The organism is Collinsella sp. CLA-ER-H3 (assembly GCF_040092425.1).
Lineage (GTDB): Bacteria > Actinomycetota > Coriobacteriia > Coriobacteriales > Coriobacteriaceae > Collinsella.
The window spans coordinates 1-23,012 of record NZ_JBBNLP010000004.1 but is presented as its reverse complement, the minus strand read 5'-3'; the positions used below and the strand labels follow the sequence as shown (position 1 = coordinate 23,012).

Below are 23,012 nucleotides of genomic sequence, written 5' to 3'. Positions count from 1 at the left end.
CGACAACGGCCCTGGAGGGGCTTACACCACTTTTCGTGACACAACTTGCCCTCCAGGTGTAATTGGCTAAATTGTTGGTATGCGGGATACGTTAGCGACTCATAAAAGTTGCACGGTTGATGGGGGAGAGTTTGGGACGTTCAAAAGGGCGCAATTCAAAGGTTGAGCTTCTGCGCATCATCTCGATGTGGTTCATAGTGGCTCATCATTTCGTGATTCATAATGCTGAGCCTATTTCCGTTTTCCCCGGGACCGTTGCACGCATGGTACTGCACGGCGTGTTGTACCCTTCGGGGCGTATTGCCGTTGCCGTGTTTTTTATCATTACGGTGTGGTATCTGGCCGACGCGCAACTGACACTTAAGGGTCAGCTGCGAAGGGCTTGGACCCTGCTGGGGCAGATGCTCTTTTACAGTGTGCCGCTCGTCCTGTACTTTGGCGTGTTTAATGCGGGGGATGGGCTGCAAGCTGGAGAGCTGATGGCTGCCGTCTTTGCTCCGCTCGCCTCGCTGTGGTGGTTTCCTACGGTGTATATTCTGCTGATTCTTGTGGCACCCTATCTGTTCGACGGGTTGCGTGCGTTGACGAGCCGGCGGCTGGGCGAGCTCTGTATGCTACTGGTCGTGCTATATGGGGTCTTGCCCGTTGTGCCGTATTCGACAATTGGTGGCTTTGTTTCCTCCCTGACGGGTCAGACGGTCGTGATCGCGTGCGTGACATGTTGGTTTAAGTGGCATTATTGCGGTGGGGCGGGTCCGAGGGTTTTGGTGCTGCCCGTTCTTTCGTACGTTGCTGTGTACGTTTGCTACTTTGTGGCTCAAAAGGACGTGCTCCTTTTGAGCGCTTTCGCTTCCAGCGTGTACGGATCGGTGGTGACTAATCCTGGAAGCCTTTTGTCGCTTGCGATCGCACTTCCGGTGTGCTTGTTTGTCTTTAATGCTCAACCTGCGCATTGGCCTGCTGTCAATTACTTGGCCACGTTGTCGTTTGGCGTGTACCTTGCCACGGACAGCGCGTACATGCAGGAGCTGCTGTGGAAGAACTTGCTTGTGTTCTCCCACTGCCACCCAGCGTGGGGGCTGCTGTCCGTAATGCTTGTAGTGACCGGCGTGTATGTTGTGGCGTCCTGCGTCGAGGCGATTCGACAGGTTCTGTATCGGGCGCTGTTCAAGCATCCGGGTAGGGTGTTTGATGTTTTGTGGGACAAGATTGCAGGGGTCTCTTTGCCAAGGTAGGCCATTGTTGGGCCAAGTCCCAAGCTGTGCACAAATTCGTAATCGCGTTTCTCCTACGCTGCCTTCCTCAGCTCGGTTCCGATAATGGTGTAAGGGCGAAATTGGGTTAACAGTAGGTCAAGTAATTCAGTTAGAATTGCTTGAGCTCTATTTTGTTTTGGTTAAAGTCTACTATTTAGATTTACGTAATTTATTGGGAGTGCATATATGAAAAAGGTTCGTTGCACAGTTGCTAATTTGGTTACCGCTGTTCTGGTTTCCTCTTCCTTCCTTGCTCCCGTTTCGTCGGCCTATGCACTTGAGTTTTCCTCGCTCTCAAATAATGAAGCCGAGACCTCTAGCTCCTCTTCACTTTCGGATTTCGTTTCCGAGGATACTGAGAAGACCGCCGAAGCCGACTCTTGTGAGGATACTGAGGAGACCGCCGAAGCCGACTCTTGTAATTCGGAAGTCGAATCGGCCGCTCAGCCGGCCCAATCTCCCGATTCCTCTTCTGTCGATGCCTCTTTCCAATACTTGTACATTGCGCAGCCCTCTCTTTCTTTGGGTGCTATGCAAGAGGCGGCGTTCGCAACTGCATCTGATTCTGATGTTTTGACCTCTGCGTCCCTATCATTCGTCAGCAATTTTGGCGAAGAGCGCTCCGTTGAAGCTTCGGCTTTCTCTGGGAATGCTGCGGGCTTTACATTCGGACAAGATTTGTTGGTAGCGCGGTATTTTTTAACCGGTATTACGTATCAGGTGAAGGATTCGAACGCAGTCTATTCAGTGGACCTCTCGTCTGAGGATTACAGCTTTGACGTAGTCAGTTCGTCTTCTTCATCTGATCGCGTTGACAATTCCGATGATATGTCGGTCTACTATGCCGATGAGAACGGCAATCCTGTCGAGGCTTTCTCTATTGAAGAGGCGCTTTCCGGTTCTGAAGATGATGACGGCATTGCGGCTTATAGCATCGATTCCCGTTCAGCTCGTAAAAACGTTCGTGTGATTGCACTTGATGCCGGTCACGGTGGATCCGATTCTGGCGCTCAGGGCAATGGGAAGAGCGAAGCCGACTTAACTTGGAAGATTGTTAGCGCGTGTAAGACCAAGCTTGAGAATTACGGATTTAAGGTAATTCTCGCTCGTGAGCAGTCGGGCAGTTACGGAAACAACGACTTCCTTTACCGCGTTCAGCGTTGCGTCAAACAGGGCGCTCAGGCCTATATCAGTTTCCATATCAATTCGGGTTCGTCCGCAGCTCATGGTGCCGAGGTATATTCGCCTACCGTGAACGGGGCTGACTATACCCAGGTTTCGTACGAACTGGCCCAGAAGGTTCAGAACAATCTTGTTGCTCTCGGACTTACAAACCGTGGTGTCTTTCAGATGCAGGTAGGCGACGAATTCGCCGTTATTCGTTGTGCTCGTGAAGCTGGAATCCCCGGTATTTTGATTGAACACGGATTTATCTCCAATTGGGGCGATGCGAACAAGTACTTTAGTGATGCCGGGTGCAAACGTCTTGGAGAAGCTGATGCGGATGCCATCATCGCGCAGTTCCCCAAATCCTCTTGGCTTGATTATTCGTCTGTTTTCGATGCCGACTACTATCTCAATAAGTATCCAGATGTTAACGAATGGGCAAACGGAAGCAAAGATAAGGCCCTGGATCACTTCATCAACTACGGCATGTCGGAGGGCCGCCGCGGCTCCGAGGCGTTCGACGTGCAGAGCTACTACAATGAGTACCCCGATCTCCGCGCCGCCTTTGGCACCGACCTCGCCAGCTACTACTCGCACTACCTTATGTACGGCAAGAAGGAGGGGCGCCACGCCACCGGCTGCTCGAAGCTCAAGGGCGCCGCAACCAAGGCAGGCGGCGTGGACTACGCTCCCGTCTACGACCCCGAGTTCTACCTCTCCCGCAACCGCGACGTCGAGAAGGCCTTCACTAAGTCGACCTACGGCGGCGTGACTGTGGTCGACGACTCAGCCGTCCTGCGGCACTTCATCAACTACGGCATGTCGGAGGGCCGCCGCGGCTCCGAGGCGTTCGACGTGCAGAGCTACTACAATGAGTACCCCGATCTCCGCGCCGCCTTTGGCACCGACCTCGCCAGCTACTACTCGCACTACCTTATGTACGGCAAGAAGGAGGGGCGCCACGCCACCGGCTGCTCGAAGCTCAAGGGCGCCGCAACCAAGGCAGGCGGCGTGGACTACGCTCCCGTCTACGACCCCGAGTTCTACCTCTCCCGCAACCGCGACGTCGAGAAGGCCTTCACTAAGTCGACCTACGGCGGCGTGACTGTGGTCGACGACTCAGCCGTCCTGCGGCACTTCATCAACTACGGCATGTCGGAGGGCCGCCGCGGCTCCGAGGCGTTCGACGTTTATAGTTATAAAACGAGATATCTCGATCTTAGGAAGGCTTACGGAAGTAATTTAAAAGGGTATTATCTCCACTATCTCGAATATGGGATGAAAGAGCATCGTAATGGTTCGAGCATGACTGGATTTGAGGGCTATATAATGTCCCCGCCTTTCACTTCTTACGAGGATGCTGCCGCTCATTACAGCAGGACTGTTGGGAGGCAAACTTATCCAACAAGCGTGTATAAAAGCAAAGGCAGCGCATCTATTGATGAGTTTTGTAAGATTCTTTACGAAGAAGCCTCATTTGAGGGAGTATGTCCTGAAGTTTTATATGCTCAAGTCATGAAAGAGACGGGCTATTTAAGATTTGGAAATTTGGTCCAGGCAAATCAGTGCAATTTTGGAGGCGTTGGAGCCACCGGTCCTGGAAATCCCGGATATACTTTTTCTTCCGTTAGAGAAGGGCTTAGAGTTCAAGCGCAGCATTTAAAAGCGTACGCAACAACTGAACCTTTGAATAATCCGTGTATTGACCCACGCTTTAATCTTGTTTCCCGTGGGTGTGCTCCCAAGACAACGGACCTAAATGGACGTTGGGCCGTTCCCGGTAAAGGTTACGGCGAAGGCTTAAATGCAATTGTCCTTGACGTTTTGTGCATGTAATGGGTCTACAGACGTTCTAGAGCCGATATGCAAATCTAGTTGCATATCGGCTCTAGTTTTTCGGCTATATATGTAATCTTATATTGTTGAGAATTTCTGACAGTCTTTCATAGGAGATGTCAAGAAGTGCTGATATCGCTAAAGATTACAGCAATGACCAAATAAATATAAGCACAGAATACTTTGGGATCAGAATTATCGGCTGAAAATAATAGTAAACAAAACGTATGAGATAGACAGAAGCCATCCTGAGTAAGTAGCGGGCTCTAGGCTTGTAATATAACGACAGCCTTCCCTGTCGAGACGGCTGTCGTATGGCGCGAAAGCGCAACAAAAAGATAAACGGTGAAGGGCAATACCGGATGCACTCCGTGTTCCACTTTAGTATACATCAACCGTGGCTTGCCCTGAACATTTGTTCCCAACTATATGTGACGCGAATCTACGAATTTGCACCTTGAATATTAAACCATATTCTGTTTAATTGACAACTCTTTCTTAACAAGAGCTGGCTCAGAAGTGCGGCCCAGAAGTGCGGCCCAAATATCCCGCCATCAGCGATTCCTCTTACCTCTTGCACGTAATCTCATAACAGAGGGAATCATATTTGTAATAAGGCGGTATCTAAGCATTGGGAAAGGACCGGTCAGCATATTGAAAAGAGACCAAGCAGCATAGTAGAAATGCCAGCCATCTTCCATGCCTTGTCCCTTCCATGGAGTCAAAGAGAGGTTTTGGAGATACTCATTTGAATACCTATGCGTATTGCCCAATCTCCAAGGACGGTCCTCACCAAGGAAATGCACGATAACGGGGTTGCTTACCCACTCAGAATACCGGCGTGGGTCGGGATCGAACCAAGGGGAGACCCGCTTCAGCATCGAAAGCGGATAATAATAGAAAGAGTTGCAATAATTATACTTTACTGGAAGAGGCATGATTCGCTCATCAAGGACAAGATTTATCGCATCCTGATCGTTCGCAAAAAGCTCGGCTCCCCGCTCTTTCAGACACTCTAGTAGCTGCTTTTCAATCTCATTTCTACGCCAGGATTCAAGGTCAATCAAAAGGACTCCAGCATTAAAGTACGGCTTTCCTCCATGTCCAAGGGCCTTCATGCGTTTCGACGATACAGTTGGCTCAGGACATGCACCAATTATGCAGCCGTGCTCGTTCAGCGGAGCGTCCCAGAGCTCCTTGAGGCTCCCCCTGACCATTGTGTCTGCGTCAAGATAGAGAACGCGTTGAATATCGCTGGCCAAAAACCTTGCCAACAGCAGCCTAGAGAGTACGATCTCATTCCAACCCTGCGTATCAAAGTCAATGCAGCCAGCTTCCATGAAACCATCGATATCAATAAAATCGATCTCGACACAATACTTATTCAAAAAAGAACGCAGCGTCTCTTTCGACGTCTGTGACACCTTGTCGCAGAATACGAAAAAGTGAATTGCGTCATCGGGAGACGAGTTCTCACAAACAGAAGCGACTGAAGCTGCAAGCTGCGGCACAAATGCCTCATTGACCGTATATAGAAGATTCATCTGTTCTCCAAAGCATTATCAACAAGCCATGATTCTAACAAAGAAAGGGAATATAGTCACCACGGACTCGGAGGACCACCCACCAAACTCCGAACACAACAAACCTGCGTCGTCACAGTCAGGCCAACGTCAACCCACTCGCGCACTTCACGCTACCACTCCCGAAGGCATACGTGTGCGGCGTCTCCAATGTAATCAAATGCTTCCAGCGTTTAGGTGCGTTTCGAGTGAAGCGCCTGTGTGTCTACGGGAGCGGCTTGCGGTATGCTGGGAGGGGCGGATGGCGAAGCCTATTTGCTCGTGGCAATCCTGATGGTACCCGCAACCGCCGCGGGAACGCATGCGGCAATAATGGCCACGTTGATGCCGTTCATGCCGAAGGCGGTAATAAGGTAATCCGCCGCAAGGACGATAACGGCGAATGAAAGAGCGTTGATGATAATTTGGGTGATCCCGTCGCGCATGATGAGGAGGGAGTCGTTTACGTAGAGCAGGATGGCGATTGACGTTGTGGCTCCAAGAACATATGGGAATATCCACAGGTAGGGCTCGATCTTGCTTCCGTAAACGAGTTCGAGCAGGGGGCCACCAACGAATGAGAATCCAATCGTAACTATTGCCATGCATGCAAAGAGCAAGCCGAATACCTTGAAGAAGCTCTTCTTGAAAGCTGTTGCGCCTCCATTTTGCAAAGAGTGTGCTAGGGTGCCAATAAGCGGACTGTAGAGATACGTCGCGCCTGCCTGTATAAGAACTGCGGGAGTCGCGATGCTGGCGTAAATTCCTAGGAGTTCTTGTCCGGCAAGAACGCCGTAGCGTTGACGGACAATAGAAACGATGGACGTTGCTAAGAAATTGGCGATTGTCGGCATAAGACATGCTTTTCCGAGTTCGACAAGATGTTCGTGAGCGAAGCTGGGCTTGATATCCCCAAATCGTCTTGCGTGGGGGAGATCGTAGAAGAGGGTCACGAGCATGCAGCAAAACGCCATACCGATGATCGCAGCGGGCAGCGAGTTGATCGTTACGAGTGGGGCGACGAAGCCGACGAGGGATAGCACTCCGCGCATGAACTGGGATTTGCCGATGTAGTCCATGCGCTGTCCCTTTTGGTCGACTCCGTAGAGCACGTCGACAAAGGTCTCATCGATTTTAAAAACGAGGAATACAAAAGTGGCGATCAGGAAGGAAACGTTGTCGCTGATCGCAGCGACGTAGATGCAGCTCATGATCAAGCTGAATAAAATCGATACTAAGCGAAAGCCAATATAGTCATTTGCGGAATGCTCGCAGGAAATGTCGGAAACCTGGTAGGTCCTCATTTTATATAGGCTGACGGAGGCAAACATGCTGCCAACGGACATGGCAAATGCAAGCGCTCCGGAATTGCTGTAGTCGGTCGACAGAACAACGACCAGGACGGTTGTAAGCCACTGGCATCCAAGGTAAAAAATGCAACCAGCGGCGTTCCAGAGCGTGTTCTTTTTCGTGCTCAAGGGTACGGGGACGTTGGGCATGCAGCTCCCTTCTCGTGCGAAGCGTTCGTTCGAAAGACCTTAGTAATTTTAGTGCCCTTTTCAACGAGTGCAAAGGTGAACGTATAATGAACAGGCATGCCTATACGATTAAACGGGAGCGATTCATGACATTTGGTCCCTCTGACCATACCTTTGTGCTCTGCGCGTACAAAGAGAGCCCCTTTCTTGAAGAGTGCCTTCAATCCTTGCTTGCGCAGACTGTAAAGACCAACGTGTTGATTGCCACTTCGACTCCGTGCGATGCAACGCGTGAGCTTGCTAAGCGATACTCCGTTAAGTTGTACGTTCGGGATGGAAATCCTGGGATCGCTGATGATTGGAATTACGCAGTAAGTTGCGCTGACACTTCTCTTGTCACCGTTGCGCACCAGGACGATACCTATGAGCCTGAGTACGCGGCTCATCTTCTAACTGCTGCGAATAAGATGGACAATCTGCTCATCTTCTTTACCAACTATGGTGAGTTGAGGAATGGTGCCAAGGTTGACGATAACCAGCTACTTCGAATCAAACGCCTGATGCTTACTCCCGTTAGGGACGGAAGATTTGCTACGTCCAGATGGATGCGTAGGAGAATTCTGTCTTGCGGATCTGCAATTTGTTGCCCGTCCGTAACGTTGAATATGAGCAAGTTGCCTAGGCCTCCGTTTATTGCAGAATTCCGCTCGAATCTCGATTGGGCGGCATGGGAGCGCTTTTCAAAGCTGCCTGGTGCTTTTTACTATGATTCCAAGGTGATGATGCACCACCGTATTCATCAAGAATCTGAGACATCTGCCTTAATTAAGGATGACACGCGAGAAAAGGAGGACCTCGCGATGCTCGAGCGGTTTTGGCCTTCTTTTATTGCGAAGCTGTTGTTTAAATTCTATCGCCGAGGTCAGGAGAGCAACCAATTGTAGCGGCGAGTTCTTGTTGAGTTGTCTATGAGAGATTGGCGGATGTTGAATAGTAAAAAAGTGTTGGTAATTGTGCCAGCGTATAACGAGGAAGAATCTCTAGAGAGAACAGTTGACGAGCTTGTTTCTGTTGTGCCCGATATCGATTATCTCGTGGTAAACGACGGTTCCAAGGATGCAACTGAGCAAATTTGTCTCGACCGTGGCTTCAATCATGTCACTCTTCCGGTCAATTCTGGTCTTACAGTTGGATTCCAGACGGGGATGAAGTACGCGCTGCGCAATGGGTATGACTATGCTTTGCAGTTTGATGCAGACGGCCAACATTGCCCGGAGTATATGTCCAAGATGCTCGACCTTGCGATCGCCGAGGACGCCGACATCGTTATCGGCTCGCGCTTTGTAAACAAGTGTAAAGAGGTTTCTGCACGCATGCTCGGCTCGCGCATCATTACGGTTGCGATCAAGCTCACTACCGGCAAGCGAGTTGCAGATCCGACTTCTGGCATGCGTATGTTTAACAGGAAGATGATCGAGCTTTTTGCAAACGACGACTCTTTGAACCCAGAGCCCGAGTCTATTTCGTACCTGATTAAGAAGGGTGCTAAGGTTCGTGAAGTTCAGGTTGAGATGCGTGAGAGGCAGGCAGGGGAGAGCTATTTGAACATCCCTAAATCGATTGCCTATATGGCTCGCGCTTGCATCTCCATTCTCTTCGTTCAGTGGTTTAGGTGATTGAATAATGTCTATTGTGCTTAGGGCCGTCCTCCTGCTCGGGGCTCTTTTGGTTTTGTATTTTGTCATCAGGAAGCTAAGGAAGGCGCAGATTGAAGTGCTGGATTCTGTGTTCTGGCTTTTCTTCGCCTTCAGTTTCGTTGTGCTGGCTGCTTTCCCACAAGTTGCCTTTTGGCTGTCTTCACTTTTGGGATTTGAAAGCCCGGCAAACTTCGTGTTCCTCTACGTGATTGTATTGCTCCTGTATCGAGAGTTCAGTAACACGGTGAGCATCTCGAAGCTGCGCAGGAGGATTAATCAACTTGTTGAGGAGCAAGCGCTTCGTTAAATTTGTCATATCTATTATTCGTTCGCCCCTCGAAAGGAGAGACTGTGTCTCTTCCTCACTTTGTTGCGATTGTGTTCTTCGTTTGCGCGATCTGTCTCGTATCCAAGGGCAAGTTGCCCTTACGCTTTTCCTTTTTCTGGCTGTCCTTGTCGGTGATAATCCTCATCGCTGCTATTTTCCCTGGTTCCATTGGAGCAATTGGCGAATTGTTTGGTTTCGTGTTGAACACTAACTTCGTGTTCTTCCTTGATCTGTTTCTTCTCCTTGCGTTTTCGCTGATGCTTAGCGTAATCGTGACGAAGCAAGCAGCAAGCATAAAGGATCTGACTTAGCGGCTTGCGATTATCGAGAAAGAAATAGTAAGAGACTGCTGAGCGGACAGACAATAGACGGTGTTCGGCTTGGGTTGCGGGAGGGATGACCGCCTTGTTGAAAAATGGTATCGCTAACGGTTCCGCCGTCGTGTTCTTTGATGTTCACCGTACGGTCATAGTGTAGATTCAGACAGGAGACGATTTGATGATTCCGATTGTTCACGGCCATGCTCATATGGCTAAGACGCAAATACGGAGATGTTCCGATGGGTATCGGTTGAGCGCGCTTCCGCTTGTGTGCTTTGTACTGCTTGCTATCTCGGGTGCAGTGCTGTTTGTTCGCTATGACGTCACGGCGGCAATCTTTTATTGGTGCATGGAGCTTGCGTTATTTGCTTGTTTAGCGGTTCTTGCTTGGTTTTATCTTGCCTCCGAGCGAAGCACCCTGTTCGGAAAGGCTTCTCCTCGTCTTGCCTTGAGTGTCTGTGCATTCTCGGCTCTTTTTTCTATATTACTTGAAGCCGGAACCGTGGTGGGTACGCCAGAGAGGTCCGTGCTATCTATAATGGATTGGAGTAAAAAAGAAATAGTACTCTTTTTCTTTGCTATATTTATCAGCAGCTCCTTTATCTTGCTAGCTGTGAAAAAGGCCGCGTTGGCCAACAAGGGAAGGGCGCGTGCATTTTTTGCTGCAAACCCTGTTCTGGGCATCGTTGTTTTGTGCATAGTCGTTCTATCCGTAAATGGTCTGTTGGCGGTTGCGTCCACTGTACTGATGCCGTTTCTTGGAGCATCATTTGTGCGTACTGTTCACCTCTGCATTGTGATTATTCTAGGTGTCGCTCCTTGGTTTATTGTGAAACCGGGTCTATACAAGACCGTAGTCTCCTTCTCCATCGCCGCGCTTTCACTAGGTTGTTTTTTGATTTCAGCTTTACCGAACCTCACTGCTGTTTCTCCGGACGATCAGATCCATTACGCTCGTTCTCTGGGCCTGTCCTATATGGGAGATCCTGTCTTCACCGGGTCTGAAATTGAATTAGTTGCGGTTCCATGGGTGGAAAATAACAGTCTTCAGTTTGATGAGGTGCATGACGCGGAGATGGATCTGAATGACCTCCATTTGTCCCAGTTGGCTTCAGGGGAAGTTTATAGTTCCCCTGGTTTTGTAGCTGCGGTGACCGGTGAATCGTTGAGGAACATTTCGACCATTTCCTATATTCCTTGCGCTCTCGGTCTTTGGTTGGGGAGGTTGTTGTCCCTTCCATTACTTACGGGCTTTGCCTTGGGAAGGCTGTTCAACCTTTTCTCTTATGTTGTCGTGACCGCCGTTGCAATCCTCTATATTCCGAAATGGAAATCTTTGATTGCGACGGTTGCCCTACTTCCTTATGCTGTCTATCTTGCATCGAACTATTCCTATGATCCGTGGGTGACTAGCTTCTTATTGCTTGCAGTTGCTTTGGTTCTAAGGGAGTTGTCGAAGCCTGATGAGAGGCTGGCGCCATTAAGCGTTTTCGCAATTACAGCGTGTTTCTTTTTGGGCTTGTCTGCAAAAGCTGTTTATTTTCCGTTAATTGGAATGATGCTGTTCATGCCTGCTTCGAAATTTAGGAATTCGAAGCAACGGAAGTTATATGTGGCTTTGGTGATTTTGTTCGGCATCCTAATGGTGTGTAGCTTTACCTTACCGATGCTGTTTTCCCCCGCTGTGCAGGCGGGAGATGTGAGGGGAGGCGAGGGGGTCAGTGGAATAGGACAAATACGCTACATTCTGAATAATCCGATGGAATTCCTCGGTACATTATTCGGTTTTATGGTCAATCTGCTCGCGCCCGCTTCATCGAATGACTACTCTCTTTCGTATGCATATATGGGCAATGTTGTTGTATCGCTCCCATTTCTTTCCACTCTGCCCTTTCTCTGTATTTATACGAGCGCCTTTAATGTCGAAGGTGATTCCTCTAAAAACCCTGTAACCCCTGCCCTCCGTATGTGGATCCTTGCGCTTGTTGTCGCAAGTGTCTCTTTGGTGTGCATGGCGCTTTATGTCGGTTACACGCCCGTTGGTGACACTTCGGTAGCAGGTGTACAACCGAGATATTTGATACCGGTACTTGTTCCGGCGTTCATTTCTTTGTGTGCACCTCGGGCCCGAATCGATTGCGTGTCGCAGCGGTTTAATTTTTCTTCCGTCATTCCTCCTGTAGTCATGATTCTGATGTCTTTCTTTGCGTGCCTGTGTTGTGTGATTGGTCGGTAGCGATACCGTTTCTTATTACAGTTCATTTTTCAGTGTCTAAAAAAGATAGGGGTCAAGCAACGGGGGTGCGGTAGGAATCTTGGGGCGTTAGGCTGCCAGGCCTAGCGCCTTTCTGTACTGGCTCGGGCTCTTCCAGAAGAGCGAGAGTTTGATCTGCTACTCGTTATAGTCGACCAACCACGCGTCCAGCTTTTCCATGAACCGCTCTACCCTCACGCCCGACCAGTCCCTGTATGGAAGAACTCCTGCTTAAGCGTGCCAAAGAACCCCTCCATCCGCGCGTGTCCGGCGTCCTTGCCTTCCTCGACATCGTGCGGGAGACGCCGTGCCGCCCGCATATCTCGATCAAGTCGGGCCAGCGGTAGCGGGCGCCCCGGTCGCTGTAGAGGACCGGGCACTCGCCTGCGCCAGGTCGTACAGGCGCGGGATAACGAGATTTGCCTGATTTATCAGCTGCGCGATATATTATCTTGTACCTAATGCTTAATAGGTTCCGAGTCCGTGCCGTTAAACTCCTATTCTTCCATCACATGTAAAGGTTTGCCCATGATAGAGGTTTGGTATATTGAAAAAGGGAATGCAGCTGGCATGTTCGCACAAAGCGTTAATAGCAACGGCTCAGATTTGCCGCCAGCCCTCCCTCAATAACCTATGGTTCGAGGCGTGTAATTCTCATTTATGCGGAAACTACCAAGCTGCAATCATTAGCACGTCTGTTCTTCTTGAATTTGCTTTAAGAATGGTCGTTTCGAATCTTGAAGATGTGCCATCAATTCGAGAAGACCACGATGAGATGTTCGGAAAACAAACCTTGAGGCCAGTCATCAATTGTGCAAAAGGTAAAGGGCTTTTATCAGGCGATACAAAAAAGTGGTGGGATGCTTACTGTGAGCATATTCGAAACAAGATTTGCCATGGTGATTTGCTCCATATTCTCGATGACTGCAGAGAAGTCCCTCAGTTCGTTGATTATTTCGATCCAAAAGAATCACGAAACAACACAACGCAGTATTCTTACGAGCAAGTTATTACACATCCTGCAGTGTTTCACCATAAGTCAGGCATAAGATTCTCGAAGCATTTTCTTCACGATGCGTACGGCAAGCTATCTGATCTAATAAAGCAAACGAAATGGGAAGAGTACGACGAATGGTGGAAATCTCAAAGAATCGCCTACGAGAGCTATTTTGCATACCGTTGGAATTATTCATCTCTGAAAAGCGGCATACAATCTGCGCGCAGGCCATTTGAATCCGCAAGTTAATGATTTTAACTTAGTTGCGGTTCTTCTGGTTATTGCGGTTAGCGGTCGTTTGTTTTTGGCTCAGGTTCATCCGGATTGCATCCGCGCATACCTCAGTCAAAGGGTCGCTTATCGCTTTCTTGTGGTCAAATTGAGTATTGCGCGCTCTGGATAGCACCCGTTTCGCGTTTTCCGTATCGCCTATCATTTCACGGATTCGCTGCCTCCGTATCACCCGTTCCGCCGTTTCCGTGTCTCTTTGTCCCTTCCGTAGAATCTGCTTGCCATGCAACCGATCGACGGAAGGAGAAACCACATGGCAAGGATGATAAAGGTGAAGCTCATCATGGAGCTCCGCGACCAGGGCATGGCGAGGAGGTCGATCGCCAAGACCAGGCATATGTCCATGGGCAGCGTCTTCCAGGTGTTCGACATCGCAGACGAGCGGGGAATCACGTGGATCCAGGTCAAGGACCTGGGCGAAGAGCAGGTCTACAGCCTGTTCCACCCGGAAAGGAACGTGCGCGAGAGCGTGTTCGAGGAGCTCGACTGGTCGTACGTCCATACGGAAATGGCCAAGGTCGGGGTCAACCTGCGACTGCTGCACGACGAGTACAAAGTCCAGTGCGCCCGCGAGCACAAGGCGGCGATGGGGTACACCAGGTTCTGCGGGCCGCAAGGTCGACCTCAGGGTCGGCGAGTCGACGCTGTAAATCTACCACTCCGGCGAGCGCATCGGCACGGTCCTGTCTTGCGGTCTACTTTTTCTCAACCCGTTGCTGATAATCTGCGACGGGTTGGTCATCGGGTTTAGCTCGCCGAGGTCAAGCAAGGGAATATCGATGGCTCCATAAAGGCTCCATATTTCACTCTGAAGCTTCTCGTAGGACGTCAGCGTCGATTTGAATAGCTGTTCCTTTTGCAGCGAGAGTGGCGAGTTGAGAACCCGCTGTCGCAATTGCCGTTATAACCACATCGTCCATTTACGCCACCTACTTCTAGACCGATTATTCAGCGTAAATATTTCTTCAAAACTTTTAAATCACCTTGCGAAAGCAATATTCTCGCTGAACGATTCTGCTTGGTATTGAAGTCGTCGAAGAGAATATACTTTCGGTTGTTATTCAATAGATACACGTTGCTGTGGGCAATTGAATTGCGCAAATGTCTTAGCAAACAGCTCATTTGCATTCGTCAGCAGATTTTCTGCTGCAGATGAAACACTTGCTTTTCCGTGACACCGTCGAAGAACTGGATAGGGAATAACGCTCGAGTTGCTTTTTGTTAATGCTTCCGGACGTATAGAATCGGAATGAGTCATTCTGAATTCTCGTTTCACGAAGAAAGCTTGCCAAAGTCCGAGCAAGTCCAGCCTTCGGGATATCACCCGCACTCGAACTGCTGATCGTTGGTGCAAGATGCAAAAAGAAGCTAAAGAGGCTTTTGAGCTTCATGTCCTCCGTCTCGAAAGGAACAATGTGATTGGATAAAATATCTGCAATCTTCAAAACCGCATTCCTAACCCGACCCGACTAATGCTAATCGATCTAAAGCCCCGACACATCAATCTCGCCCGACATCAGCTTGGGAAGTAAGGTGTCACGCAAATTCGCTAGCGTTCTGCTTTCGGCGGCGTAGCTCTCCATGGCATTCTCCAATGGAATAACCTTCCGCTCGTATTCTAGTCTTCTCCCATTCTTCAAAACAGGAACTGGCAGTGACTTTAGCGTTGCGAGGTTCAGATTAGCTTTAACTGCTTGCTGGAGTCTTCTTACATAATAGTCCTCTTGCCAACCCCCAATGAAATGGTCTATGAGATTTCTTTCTCTAAATACAGAAAAAGGAATCAGTAACTCAAAATTAAGTCGCCGTAATAAGGGGACGGGGGAATGGAGGTCCCATCCCCTTATCTATAGTGCAATGATATTGCTAATACCTATTGTGAGGTTGCATTTGGATCTCACAAGTGGTAATAGCGATTTCCAGGTTCTCCCACGGTGAAATTCGGGTTCATGTATGGATCGCCTTCGACATAGTAGTTTGCCCAGCGATAATTCATGTACGCGACCTCTTTGTGGAAGCGAATCTGCTTGTCCGTGTTGTTTTCAACGCCTCTAGAAATTGACTCGTAATGATACAGCTCGACTTCGGGCGTGTATACAATCAGATCGTTAATCTCGCGAAGCTTTAGGCAAAAGTCAACATCATTAAATGCGACTTGAAGCTCTTCGGTGAAACCTCCGACTTTTTCGTATTCGCTTCGTTTGGTCATGATGCAAGCCGCCGTGACGGCGCTGAAATCTTGCTGCGCATCGTTGAGTGCAAAATAGCCCCAGTTGTCTTTTGGCATGCTTTGGCAGAGATGTCCTGCCACGCCGCCCGTGACGCATAGGCCAGCGTGTTGAATGGTGTTGTCGGGATAGTAGAGTTTTGCACCAACTGCGCCAACATCCTCGCGTGCGCAGATGCCAAGCATAGTTTCAATCCAATTGGGCGTAATCACTTCGGTGTCGTTATTCAGCAGCAAGAGATAATTTCCCTTGGCACGGGCCACTCCAAAGTTCATGAGCTTGGAAAAGTTAAATTCGTGCTCCCAGGTAACAAGGCGAACGATATCAGGGTATTTGGCTTGTAACTTATCGTAATACTCGAACGTCGCATTTTCCGTGCTGTTATTTTCGATTATCACAAGCTCGTAATTGTCGTATGTGGATTTCTCGACAATTGACGTAATGCAGTTATCGAGGATATTAGCGTAATCTTTGGTTGGAATGATGATCGAAACGAGCGGATGGGAATCTGGCGCGGCATAGGTTACTTTATATGTAAAGGGACGACGTGCCTGTTCGACCTTTGCATTGAGTCCAAGCCTGTCCAAATGATTCTGAACTGCTTTGATTCCTGCGATAGTGGCATACGGCTTGCTGTCGGCATTAGCCGCGGTTGATGTTTCGCTTAGGCGCCAGTGATATAGAACTTTTGCAACATGGTGGACATTCCTTGCCTTTTCAACGGCCCGGAGAGTCAAATTATGATCCTGGGCTCCATCGAACTCTTTCGTATTCGGTTCTAGAGTGTCAAGAAGGGACTTACGGATGGTAAGCATGTGGCATATATAGTTATTATTTCTGAGTAAATCGATATTGAAATCCGGTTTAAAGAACGGCTGTGCCAGCTTTCCATCGGGCATGAGTTTGTCTTCATCGCAATAAAGAAGATCAACGTTATCATTGTTTTCAATTGCCTCGGCATACGAGAACAACAAATCCGGTTCAAGGATGTCGTCATGGTCAAAGAAGCTGACGAAATCGCCCGAAGCAGCAGCTACTCCGGCATTTGTGTTTTCGGAAATGCCCTTATTCTCGGCAAGGGTAATTGATTTAATTCTGTTGTCGCGGGCTACCTCATGCTCAACGCGAGCCTTTAGTTCCTGATTGTCTGGACTTGCATCAACTAGGATGAGCTCCCAGTTTGCATAAGACTGGCCCTTAACGGATTCCGCCATATCGTTAAAAAACGGAATAGGCGTGTTGTAAAGAGGGACAATAATGCTGAACTTCGGAGCGCTGGTAAAGGCTATTTTTCTCTGCTTTTCCAATGCTCCAATGGTTGCCTTATGCTCCGTGAACCATTCGGGGTATTCAGGATCAAACTGTGCATGGGTAAAAAGGAAGTTAGTTTCTTCTAGAAGTAAGCCAAGTTTATCGGGTGTGAGACAGTCGAATGAGCTGAATGAAGGATGATTTTGATCGTCAATAATAAAGTAGTAACGATCGAACGCTTTTGGCATTCGGACTGAGAGCTGCGTTTCAAGCTGTTTTTTCCCAGCAGCGAATCCAACGCTTGTTACATTTGAGCCGAAATCGACGGTAGTCAAATTGACTTCGTTGAGGGATCGATCGAGGCAGCGAACCTTGATTTGTGAGTCGCTACGGTACGGAGTTCTTACCGTACACCTAAGGATATATTCGTTTGAATCCTCAATACACTGCCAAAAATCAATCGTTGCCATGTCAAACTCTGAAACGTCATCATAGTTTCTAAGTTTGCTGCACATTTCGGGTTTTATTTTGTAGTTAAGACGAGACTCCCATTTTATGTTCTTGCAATTGAGTGAAATAGAGTCGCTGCTCAGAGTGCGACCGTCTGAATCAATTTCATTTAATTCAATTATGATGGTGCGAACATCGGGATCAGGGATTACAAGAACGTACGAGTTCGGTTCGTCGCTATTGTCCCTGAAATTTAGAAGGGATAAAGGCAAACGGCGATTATCGTCCGTAGTTGCTTGAGCTGTTACGCTGGAGGCTTCATGGACGCCTTCGATTTTAAGTTGCTGGTAGATTTTCCAGTTTCCTCTGCATACTCCGGTTGTTACGACTCGCATGGTTTGCCTTTCGTTTGTTGGACACTGCTCATTGTACTTATTCACTTCATGTCTCGCTATAAATGCAGAGAGGAGTTCCGTGATTTCTGGCATTCTTAGATGTGTCGCTATGAGTTCGTCAGACGCTCCGTTCCGCTGTGTTAACATCGAAAAGGACATCTACGTACATCACGCTTTCTGTCGCTGTTGTGGTTCAGGTTATGGTCCTCGTGGCGCTCTGCTTCCTAGTCGTTGCTCATTTCGGGTCCATTGACTTCAAGGGGGTTATTATGAAAGTTGTCTTGTTTGTTGGAGGGGCTGCAAGGGTCCTAGGCGGGGGCTGCGCCCAACGAACGGATTGACGTGACGTGCGAGGTGTGTCCTAGGCCCGGGGGTTCGAATCCCCCGGCCCCCTCCGTAAAGAAAGAACCGCCATTGGGGCGACCCTTATCTCCTGGGGTGGCCGATTCGGCCGCCGCCACTCTTTTCCAGGTCTGCGGACCTGTGTTCGTCCTGGAACGGAAACAGGCTCCTCGCTATCACCCAGAGTATTCCGATGATCTCGGCGGTCGTCGCGCCCATCCAGGAAATTATCACCTCGGTAGGGATTTCGCGCTGCAGCCACATGAGACGGGCGGTGTACGCGACGACGAGGGTGTTGCATGCGACCAGCTGCCACTTGACGCACTTGAGCGCGGCCTTTCCGAGTTCGGACCGAAGGTCGTTCTCCGCCTCCATCCTCTTGACCACGCTCTCGGCCTGGGCCGCCTTGGCTCGCCGTTCCCGCTCCTCGCTCGAGCATTCGACCCTGACCTCGTCTAAATGGGCGCTTTCGATGGGGAAGACGTTTGCTCTCCTTTGTGCCGAACCCATGAGGTCGATTGCCTCTTGTGTCCCTTTTGGTGACCTGCTTCCGCGCTGGTCTGCGCTATCGCAGCCCAAGGTTTTCCACCCTATGGCCCACGGCGGTTACGGATACGTCGAGTATGTCCGTCATCTCACCGATGCTACAATTGCCCGCCCAGAGTTTCGCTACGACCTGTGCCGGCATGAGGAGCGCGGCGGCAAACGAGTTCGCCCATATCTCCTCGGGGTCTGTCCCTCGAGACGAGAGGGCGTCCCTTCGCTCAATGACCCCAGCAACCTCCCCGTCTCCTAGGTTTTGGTACGAGTGGATGTAGAGGCGCTCCGTCACCTCGCACGCCGTTATGTGCCCACCGCCTCATCCAGCTCGTCCGCGACCCTGTAGTGCGTGTTTGTGTCAATGGCTAACTGAACAGCGCATTGGACCAAATATGGTCCAATGGTTGGAGTCTTGTGGTCCGTAAGGACGTGAACCAAAGAGGCTGCATGCTTGGCTCTCTCCGTCCTTCTTTTGTGCAGCTCTGCAACCTAGGTTCGGCCTCGCGTATACTTATATCATCTGTGTACGCCCAACTCTGGAGGTCCAACCTATGAAAGGCATCATCCTCGCGGGTGGCTCGGGCACGCGCCTGTACCCGCTCACGCTCGTCACCAGCAAGCAGCTGCTGCCGGTCTACGACAAGCCCATGATCTACTACCCGCTTAGCACCCTCATGCTGGCGGGCATCCGGGACATCCTGGTCATCTCCACCCCGACGGACCTCCCCAACTTCGAGCGCCTGCTCGGGGACGGCTCGCGCTACGGCGTGAACCTGTCCTACACCGAGCAGCCCTCGCCGGACGGCCTTGCGCAGGCCTTCACCATCGGCGAGGACTTCATCGCCGGCGAGCCGTGCGCGCTGGTGCTCGGCGACAACATCTTCTACGGCAACGGCCTGTCGCGCCACCTGACGCGCGCCGTCCAGAACGCCGAGTCGGGCCGCGCCACGGTCTTCGGCTACCACGTGGACGACCCCGAGCGCTTCGGCGTCGTGGAGTTCGACGGGGAGGGCAGGGCCGTCTCCATCGAGGAGAAGCCCGCCGAACCCAAGAGCTCCTACGCCGTCACCGGCCTGTACTTCTACCCGGGCGACGTGGCCGCCAAGGCGCATAGGGTCGAGCCCTCCGCCCGAGGCGAGCTGGAGATCACCGACCTCAACCGGATGTACCTGGAGGAGGGGACGCTTTCCGTGGTCACCCTCGGCCGCGGCTACGCGTGGCTGGACACCGGCACCATGGAGAGCCTGCACGAGGCCGCTGAGTTCGTCCGCGCCGTGGAGCACTCCCAGGACCTGCCCGTGTCCGTGCCCGAGGAGATCGCCTGGGAGAACGGCTGGATCACGACCGCCGAGCTTGAGGAGGCCGCGAAGGCCTACGGCAAGTCGGTCTACGGCCAGCACCTGAAGAAGGTCGCCGCCGGCGAGATCGTCAACAGCCCGCGCGAGTACTAGCGCCAGCTTGTTTTCTTTTAGGGGCCACCGTTTATCTGGTGGCCCCTTTCGTTATGATTACGTTGACCATAAAGACAATATGATTGGGAGTGGATGTGTTAAGCGTCTACTTTGGCGATATGCCAGAAGCGATTTACAACACAGCGACATATTTCAAAAACTCTTACCGGTCTTCTTGGATTACGGATCCCTATGCAGTCTCGATAATTAAAGATGTCGATCGATCGGTTGTTGTCTCCGAAAACGTCATCGAAAGCCCTGTGCTTGGATCCATCTCCCCACTCCAGCTTTCTGGTGGCGTGAAAACGCTGCTGCTTATGAGATTTGATCGTAAGCATATTTTTAACGCTTCTACCTGTGGTGACAACTGTGCCAAGTGGATTCTCGACATGGCGAAAGGCCGCAAGCTCGTTGTGAATCTCTATCATGTGATGGACTTTGGTCGCGAGGATTTTAAAATTAAAGTCGTGAATAGCGGCCGAATCGTTCACAACATGGCCGAATTGATTCACGAGTCGATTCCGTATCTGTAGGTACTGCTTATGAACGGTTCGCATCTCGTTAAGATTTCCCGCCGTAGGGGAACTAAGTACACATTTACCATCAAGCGGAACATCACTATTGTGCGTGGCGATAGCGGCACGGGTAAGACGACACTGTTTGACATGGTCGCAGACTACATGCGAACGGGCGAGCAGTCGGGTGTTTCCTTGCAATGTGATTGTCCCTGTGTCGCTTTGACCGATTATGATTGGCGAAACCAGCTTTCGTCCGTTCATGACTCGATTGTATTTGTCGATGAGGGCTTAAAAGAGATCCATTCTGATGAGTTTGCTCATCATGTACTGTATTCCTCGAATTATTTCGTGCTGATCTCAAGGGCTGATTTCCCCAATCTTCCGTATAGCGTGGATGAGATTTACAAGATTAAGACGAGCGGAAAATACCATTCTTTCGTCCCTGTTTATCAAGATCGCGGGAATCATCGTTATGCTATTTCCCGGTCGGCGCCAAAACAGGACTTTTCTATCCTTCTATGCGAGGACAGTAAGTCTGGTTTCCAGTTCTTTGAACGGCATTTCGCTGATAGTGAGCTTACCTGTGCTTCGGCCATGACGAACAGCGCGATTTTGGGCTGGTTGGATCAGCATTTCGACGATCGCGTGTTTGTTGTCGCGGACGGAGCGGCATTTGGGTGCTATGCGGACCGCGTCCTTAAGCTGCAAGACATTCATCGCGATACTGTTACGGTTTGTCTTCCCGAGTCATTCGAGTGGCTTCTGCTGAGCTCTGGCGTAATTTCAGGGTTAGATGTTAAGGCGGTTTTGGAAACCCCAGAAGCCTTTGTAAACAGTGAGAAGTTTAAAAGCTGGGAAGACTTCTTCTATAAGTACTTACGCGATAAAACTGGGAATTCGGTCTTCCGGTACGACAAAGACTGCATTCCGGAGGCGTTTTGTACAGGAGGTAATTCTGCGAAGGTTATGGCTCTTATCGCATGCCGAAATGTCCGATAGTTTTGTTGAATAGCGTCGCGGCGTCACTTCCTGCGGCATACTAAAGAAGCTGTACATGCTTCAGATTGGATTTTCATGTCTGAGATTTTCGAACCCAAGAATATCATCGTCACGGGCGGCTGCGGCTTCATCGGCAGCAACTTCGTGCACTACGTGGTCAACAACCACCCCGAGGTGCACGTCACCGTCCTGGACAAGCTGACCTACGCCGGCAACCCCGAGAACATCGCGGGCCTGCCCTCCGACCGCGTGGAGCTCGTCGTGGGCGACATCTGCGACGCGGAGCTCCTGGACCGCATCGTCCCGGGCCACGACGCCATCGTGCACTACGCCGCCGAGTCCCACAACGACAACTCCATCGCCGACCCCGAGCCCTTCCTGCGCACCAACGTCGAGGGCACCTTCCGCCTCCTGGAGGCCGTCCGCAAGTACGGCGTCCGCTACCATCACGTCTCCACCGACGAGGTCTACGGCGACCTGGCGCTCGACGACCCCGCCAAGTTCACTGAGGAGACGCCCTATAAGCCGTCCTCTCCGTACAGCTCGACCAAGGCTTCCTCCGACATGCTCGTCCGAGCGTGGACCCGCACCTACGGCCTGCACACCACGATCTCCAACTGCTCCAACAACTACGGCCCCTACCAGCACGTGGAGAAGTTCATCCCCAGGCAGATCACGAACATAATCGACGGCGTCCGCCCCAAGCTCTACGGCCGCGGCGAGAACGTCCGCGACTGGATCCACACCGAGGACCACTCCAGCGCCGTCTGGGACATCCTCACCAAGGGCCGCATGGGGGAGACCTACCTCATCGGAGCCGACGGGGAGAGGAACAACATCACCGTGCTGCGCATGATCCTGGAGGCGATGGGACGCGACCCCGAGGACTTCGACTGGGTCGCAGACCGCCCCGGACACGACCGCCGCTACGCCATCGACAGCACGAAGCTCCGGCGCGAGCTGGGCTGGAGGCCGGCCCACACCGACTTCGCCGGGGGGCTCAGGGCCACCATCGACTGGTACGTCGCCAACGAGTCCTGGTGGCGCCCGGCCAAGGAGGCCACCGAGGCGCGCTACCGCGCCCAGGGGCAGTAGGCCGGACCCCGGCGAACCGCACCGCGGGGCGCCCGCGCGGGGATGCAGGGCATGGGGATGATCCTGCGTCCCCGCGCGGGCGCCCCCGGTTATACAACCTCTTCGATAGGAGCTTTTCCCACATGGCAGACATCGCATTCGAGAAGGACCTCTCCGTCGCCGAGACCGGCATCGAGGGCCTCAAGGTCGTCGACCTCGCCGTCCACGGCGACTCGCGCGGCTGGTTCAAGGAGAACTGGCAGCGCGCCAAGATGACCGCCCTGGGCATCCCCGACCTCAGGGTCGTCCAGAACAACATCTCCTACAACGACAGCCGCGGCGTCACCCGCGGCATCCACGCCGAGCCCTGGGACAAGTTCATCTCCGTGGCGCGCGGCAGCGTCTTCGGCGCCTGGGTGGACCTGCGCGAGGGCAGCGAGACCTACGGGAAGGTGTTCACCTGCACGCTCGACCCGTCCAGGGCCATCTACGTCCCGCGCGGCGTGGGCAACTCCTTCCAGGCCCTGGAGGACGGCACCGCCTACACCTACCTGGTGGACGCCCACTGGTCGCTGGAG

Annotated in this window: 18 protein-coding genes; 14 read left to right on the top strand and 4 right to left on the bottom strand. The window is 51.3% G+C overall.

Translation table 11 applies throughout. From position 1 onward, the window contains the following. Positions 1–131: 131 nt before the first annotated feature. Both AAAX32_RS04200 and AAAX32_RS04195 read left to right on the top strand, forming a co-directional pair. The gene (locus AAAX32_RS04200; RefSeq protein ID WP_055252476.1) at positions 132–1,235 is read left to right on the top strand and encodes a hypothetical protein; all 1,104 of its coding nucleotides are present in this window, start codon (positions 132–134) and stop codon (positions 1,233–1,235) included. A 207-nt stretch (positions 1,236–1,442) separates the two neighbouring features. Beyond that, entirely contained in the window at positions 1,443–4,259 is a 2,817-nt protein-coding gene (locus tag AAAX32_RS04195; protein WP_349100087.1) for an N-acetylmuramoyl-L-alanine amidase, read from the top strand. A gap of 554 nt (positions 4,260–4,813) precedes the next feature. On the opposite strand, the gene AAAX32_RS04190 is transcribed toward AAAX32_RS04195, so the two are convergent. Together AAAX32_RS04190 and AAAX32_RS04185 are read right to left on the bottom strand one after the other, a co-directional pair. Further along, positions 4,814–5,803 carry a glycosyltransferase family 8 protein gene (locus AAAX32_RS04190; RefSeq protein WP_217107904.1) on the bottom strand — a complete coding sequence of 330 codons (990 nt, stop codon included), beginning with the start codon at positions 5,801–5,803 and terminating at the stop codon, positions 4,814–4,816. 290 nt (positions 5,804–6,093) lie between these two features. Further along, entirely contained in the window at positions 6,094–7,320 is a 1,227-nt protein-coding gene (locus AAAX32_RS04185; protein WP_226802962.1) for a hypothetical protein, read from the bottom strand. Positions 7,321–7,406: 86 nt separating this feature from the next. Here AAAX32_RS04185 and AAAX32_RS04180 point away from each other — a divergent pair, with 86 nt between their 5' ends. The 7 genes from AAAX32_RS04180 (at position 7,407) to AAAX32_RS04150 (ending at position 13,937) form a co-directional block, all read left to right on the top strand. After that, positions 7,407–8,243, top strand: a complete 837-nt coding sequence (locus tag AAAX32_RS04180; protein WP_226790627.1) for a glycosyltransferase family A protein — start codon at positions 7,407–7,409, stop codon at positions 8,241–8,243. Positions 8,244–8,282: 39 nt separating this feature from the next. After that, positions 8,283–8,975 (top strand): glycosyltransferase family 2 protein, encoded by a 693-nt coding sequence (locus tag AAAX32_RS04175; RefSeq protein WP_204987082.1) that lies wholly within the window; start codon positions 8,283–8,285, stop codon positions 8,973–8,975. Positions 8,976–8,982: 7 nt separating this feature from the next. Further along, positions 8,983–9,303: a DUF2304 domain-containing protein gene (locus AAAX32_RS04170; protein WP_117770621.1), complete on the top strand. Its 321-nt coding sequence runs from the start codon at positions 8,983–8,985 to the stop codon at positions 9,301–9,303. Positions 9,304–9,347: 44 nt separating this feature from the next. After that, entirely contained in the window at positions 9,348–9,635 is a 288-nt protein-coding gene (locus AAAX32_RS04165) for a DUF2304 domain-containing protein (RefSeq protein ID WP_161189911.1), read from the top strand. Between the two features lie 187 nt (positions 9,636–9,822). Then, positions 9,823–11,880, top strand: coding sequence for a DUF2142 domain-containing protein (locus AAAX32_RS04160; protein ID WP_349100086.1), 2,058 nt, complete (start codon positions 9,823–9,825; stop codon positions 11,878–11,880). Positions 11,881–12,445: 565 nt separating this feature from the next. After that, a complete protein-coding gene (locus AAAX32_RS04155; RefSeq protein ID WP_217107901.1) occupies positions 12,446–13,144 on the top strand; it encodes a hypothetical protein in 699 nt (232 codons plus the stop codon). 295 nt (positions 13,145–13,439) lie between these two features. Then, on the top strand, positions 13,440–13,937 hold the full coding sequence (locus AAAX32_RS04150; RefSeq protein ID WP_217107900.1) for a hypothetical protein: 498 nt from the start codon (positions 13,440–13,442) through the stop codon (positions 13,935–13,937). 1,146 nt (positions 13,938–15,083) lie between these two features. Here AAAX32_RS04150 and AAAX32_RS04145 read toward each other — a convergent pair. Continuing rightward, on the bottom strand, positions 15,084–17,555 hold the full coding sequence (locus AAAX32_RS04145) for a glycosyltransferase family 2 protein (RefSeq protein ID WP_349100085.1): 2,472 nt from the start codon (positions 17,553–17,555) through the stop codon (positions 15,084–15,086). Between the two features lie 381 nt (positions 17,556–17,936). Then, the gene (locus AAAX32_RS04140) at positions 17,937–18,362 is read right to left on the bottom strand and encodes a hypothetical protein (RefSeq protein ID WP_055252554.1); all 426 of its coding nucleotides are present in this window, start codon (positions 18,360–18,362) and stop codon (positions 17,937–17,939) included. A gap of 581 nt (positions 18,363–18,943) precedes the next feature. Here AAAX32_RS04140 and rfbA point away from each other — a divergent pair. The 5 genes from rfbA to AAAX32_RS04115 all read left to right on the top strand — a co-directional run. Beyond that, on the top strand, positions 18,944–19,843 hold the full coding sequence (gene rfbA, locus AAAX32_RS04135) for a glucose-1-phosphate thymidylyltransferase RfbA (RefSeq protein ID WP_349100084.1): 900 nt from the start codon (positions 18,944–18,946) through the stop codon (positions 19,841–19,843). A 95-nt stretch (positions 19,844–19,938) separates the two neighbouring features. After that, positions 19,939–20,376 (top strand): DUF4869 domain-containing protein, encoded by a 438-nt coding sequence (locus AAAX32_RS04130; protein WP_349100083.1) that lies wholly within the window; start codon positions 19,939–19,941, stop codon positions 20,374–20,376. Between the two features lie 9 nt (positions 20,377–20,385). Beyond that, positions 20,386–21,360 (top strand): hypothetical protein, encoded by a 975-nt coding sequence (locus tag AAAX32_RS04125; protein WP_349100082.1) that lies wholly within the window; start codon positions 20,386–20,388, stop codon positions 21,358–21,360. A 75-nt stretch (positions 21,361–21,435) separates the two neighbouring features. Continuing rightward, entirely contained in the window at positions 21,436–22,455 is a 1,020-nt protein-coding gene (gene rfbB / locus AAAX32_RS04120) for a dTDP-glucose 4,6-dehydratase (protein ID WP_349100081.1), read from the top strand. Positions 22,456–22,577: 122 nt separating this feature from the next. Continuing rightward, the coding region (locus AAAX32_RS04115; protein ID WP_349100080.1) for a dTDP-4-dehydrorhamnose 3,5-epimerase family protein at positions 22,578–23,012 on the top strand (435 nt) is incomplete at its 3' end.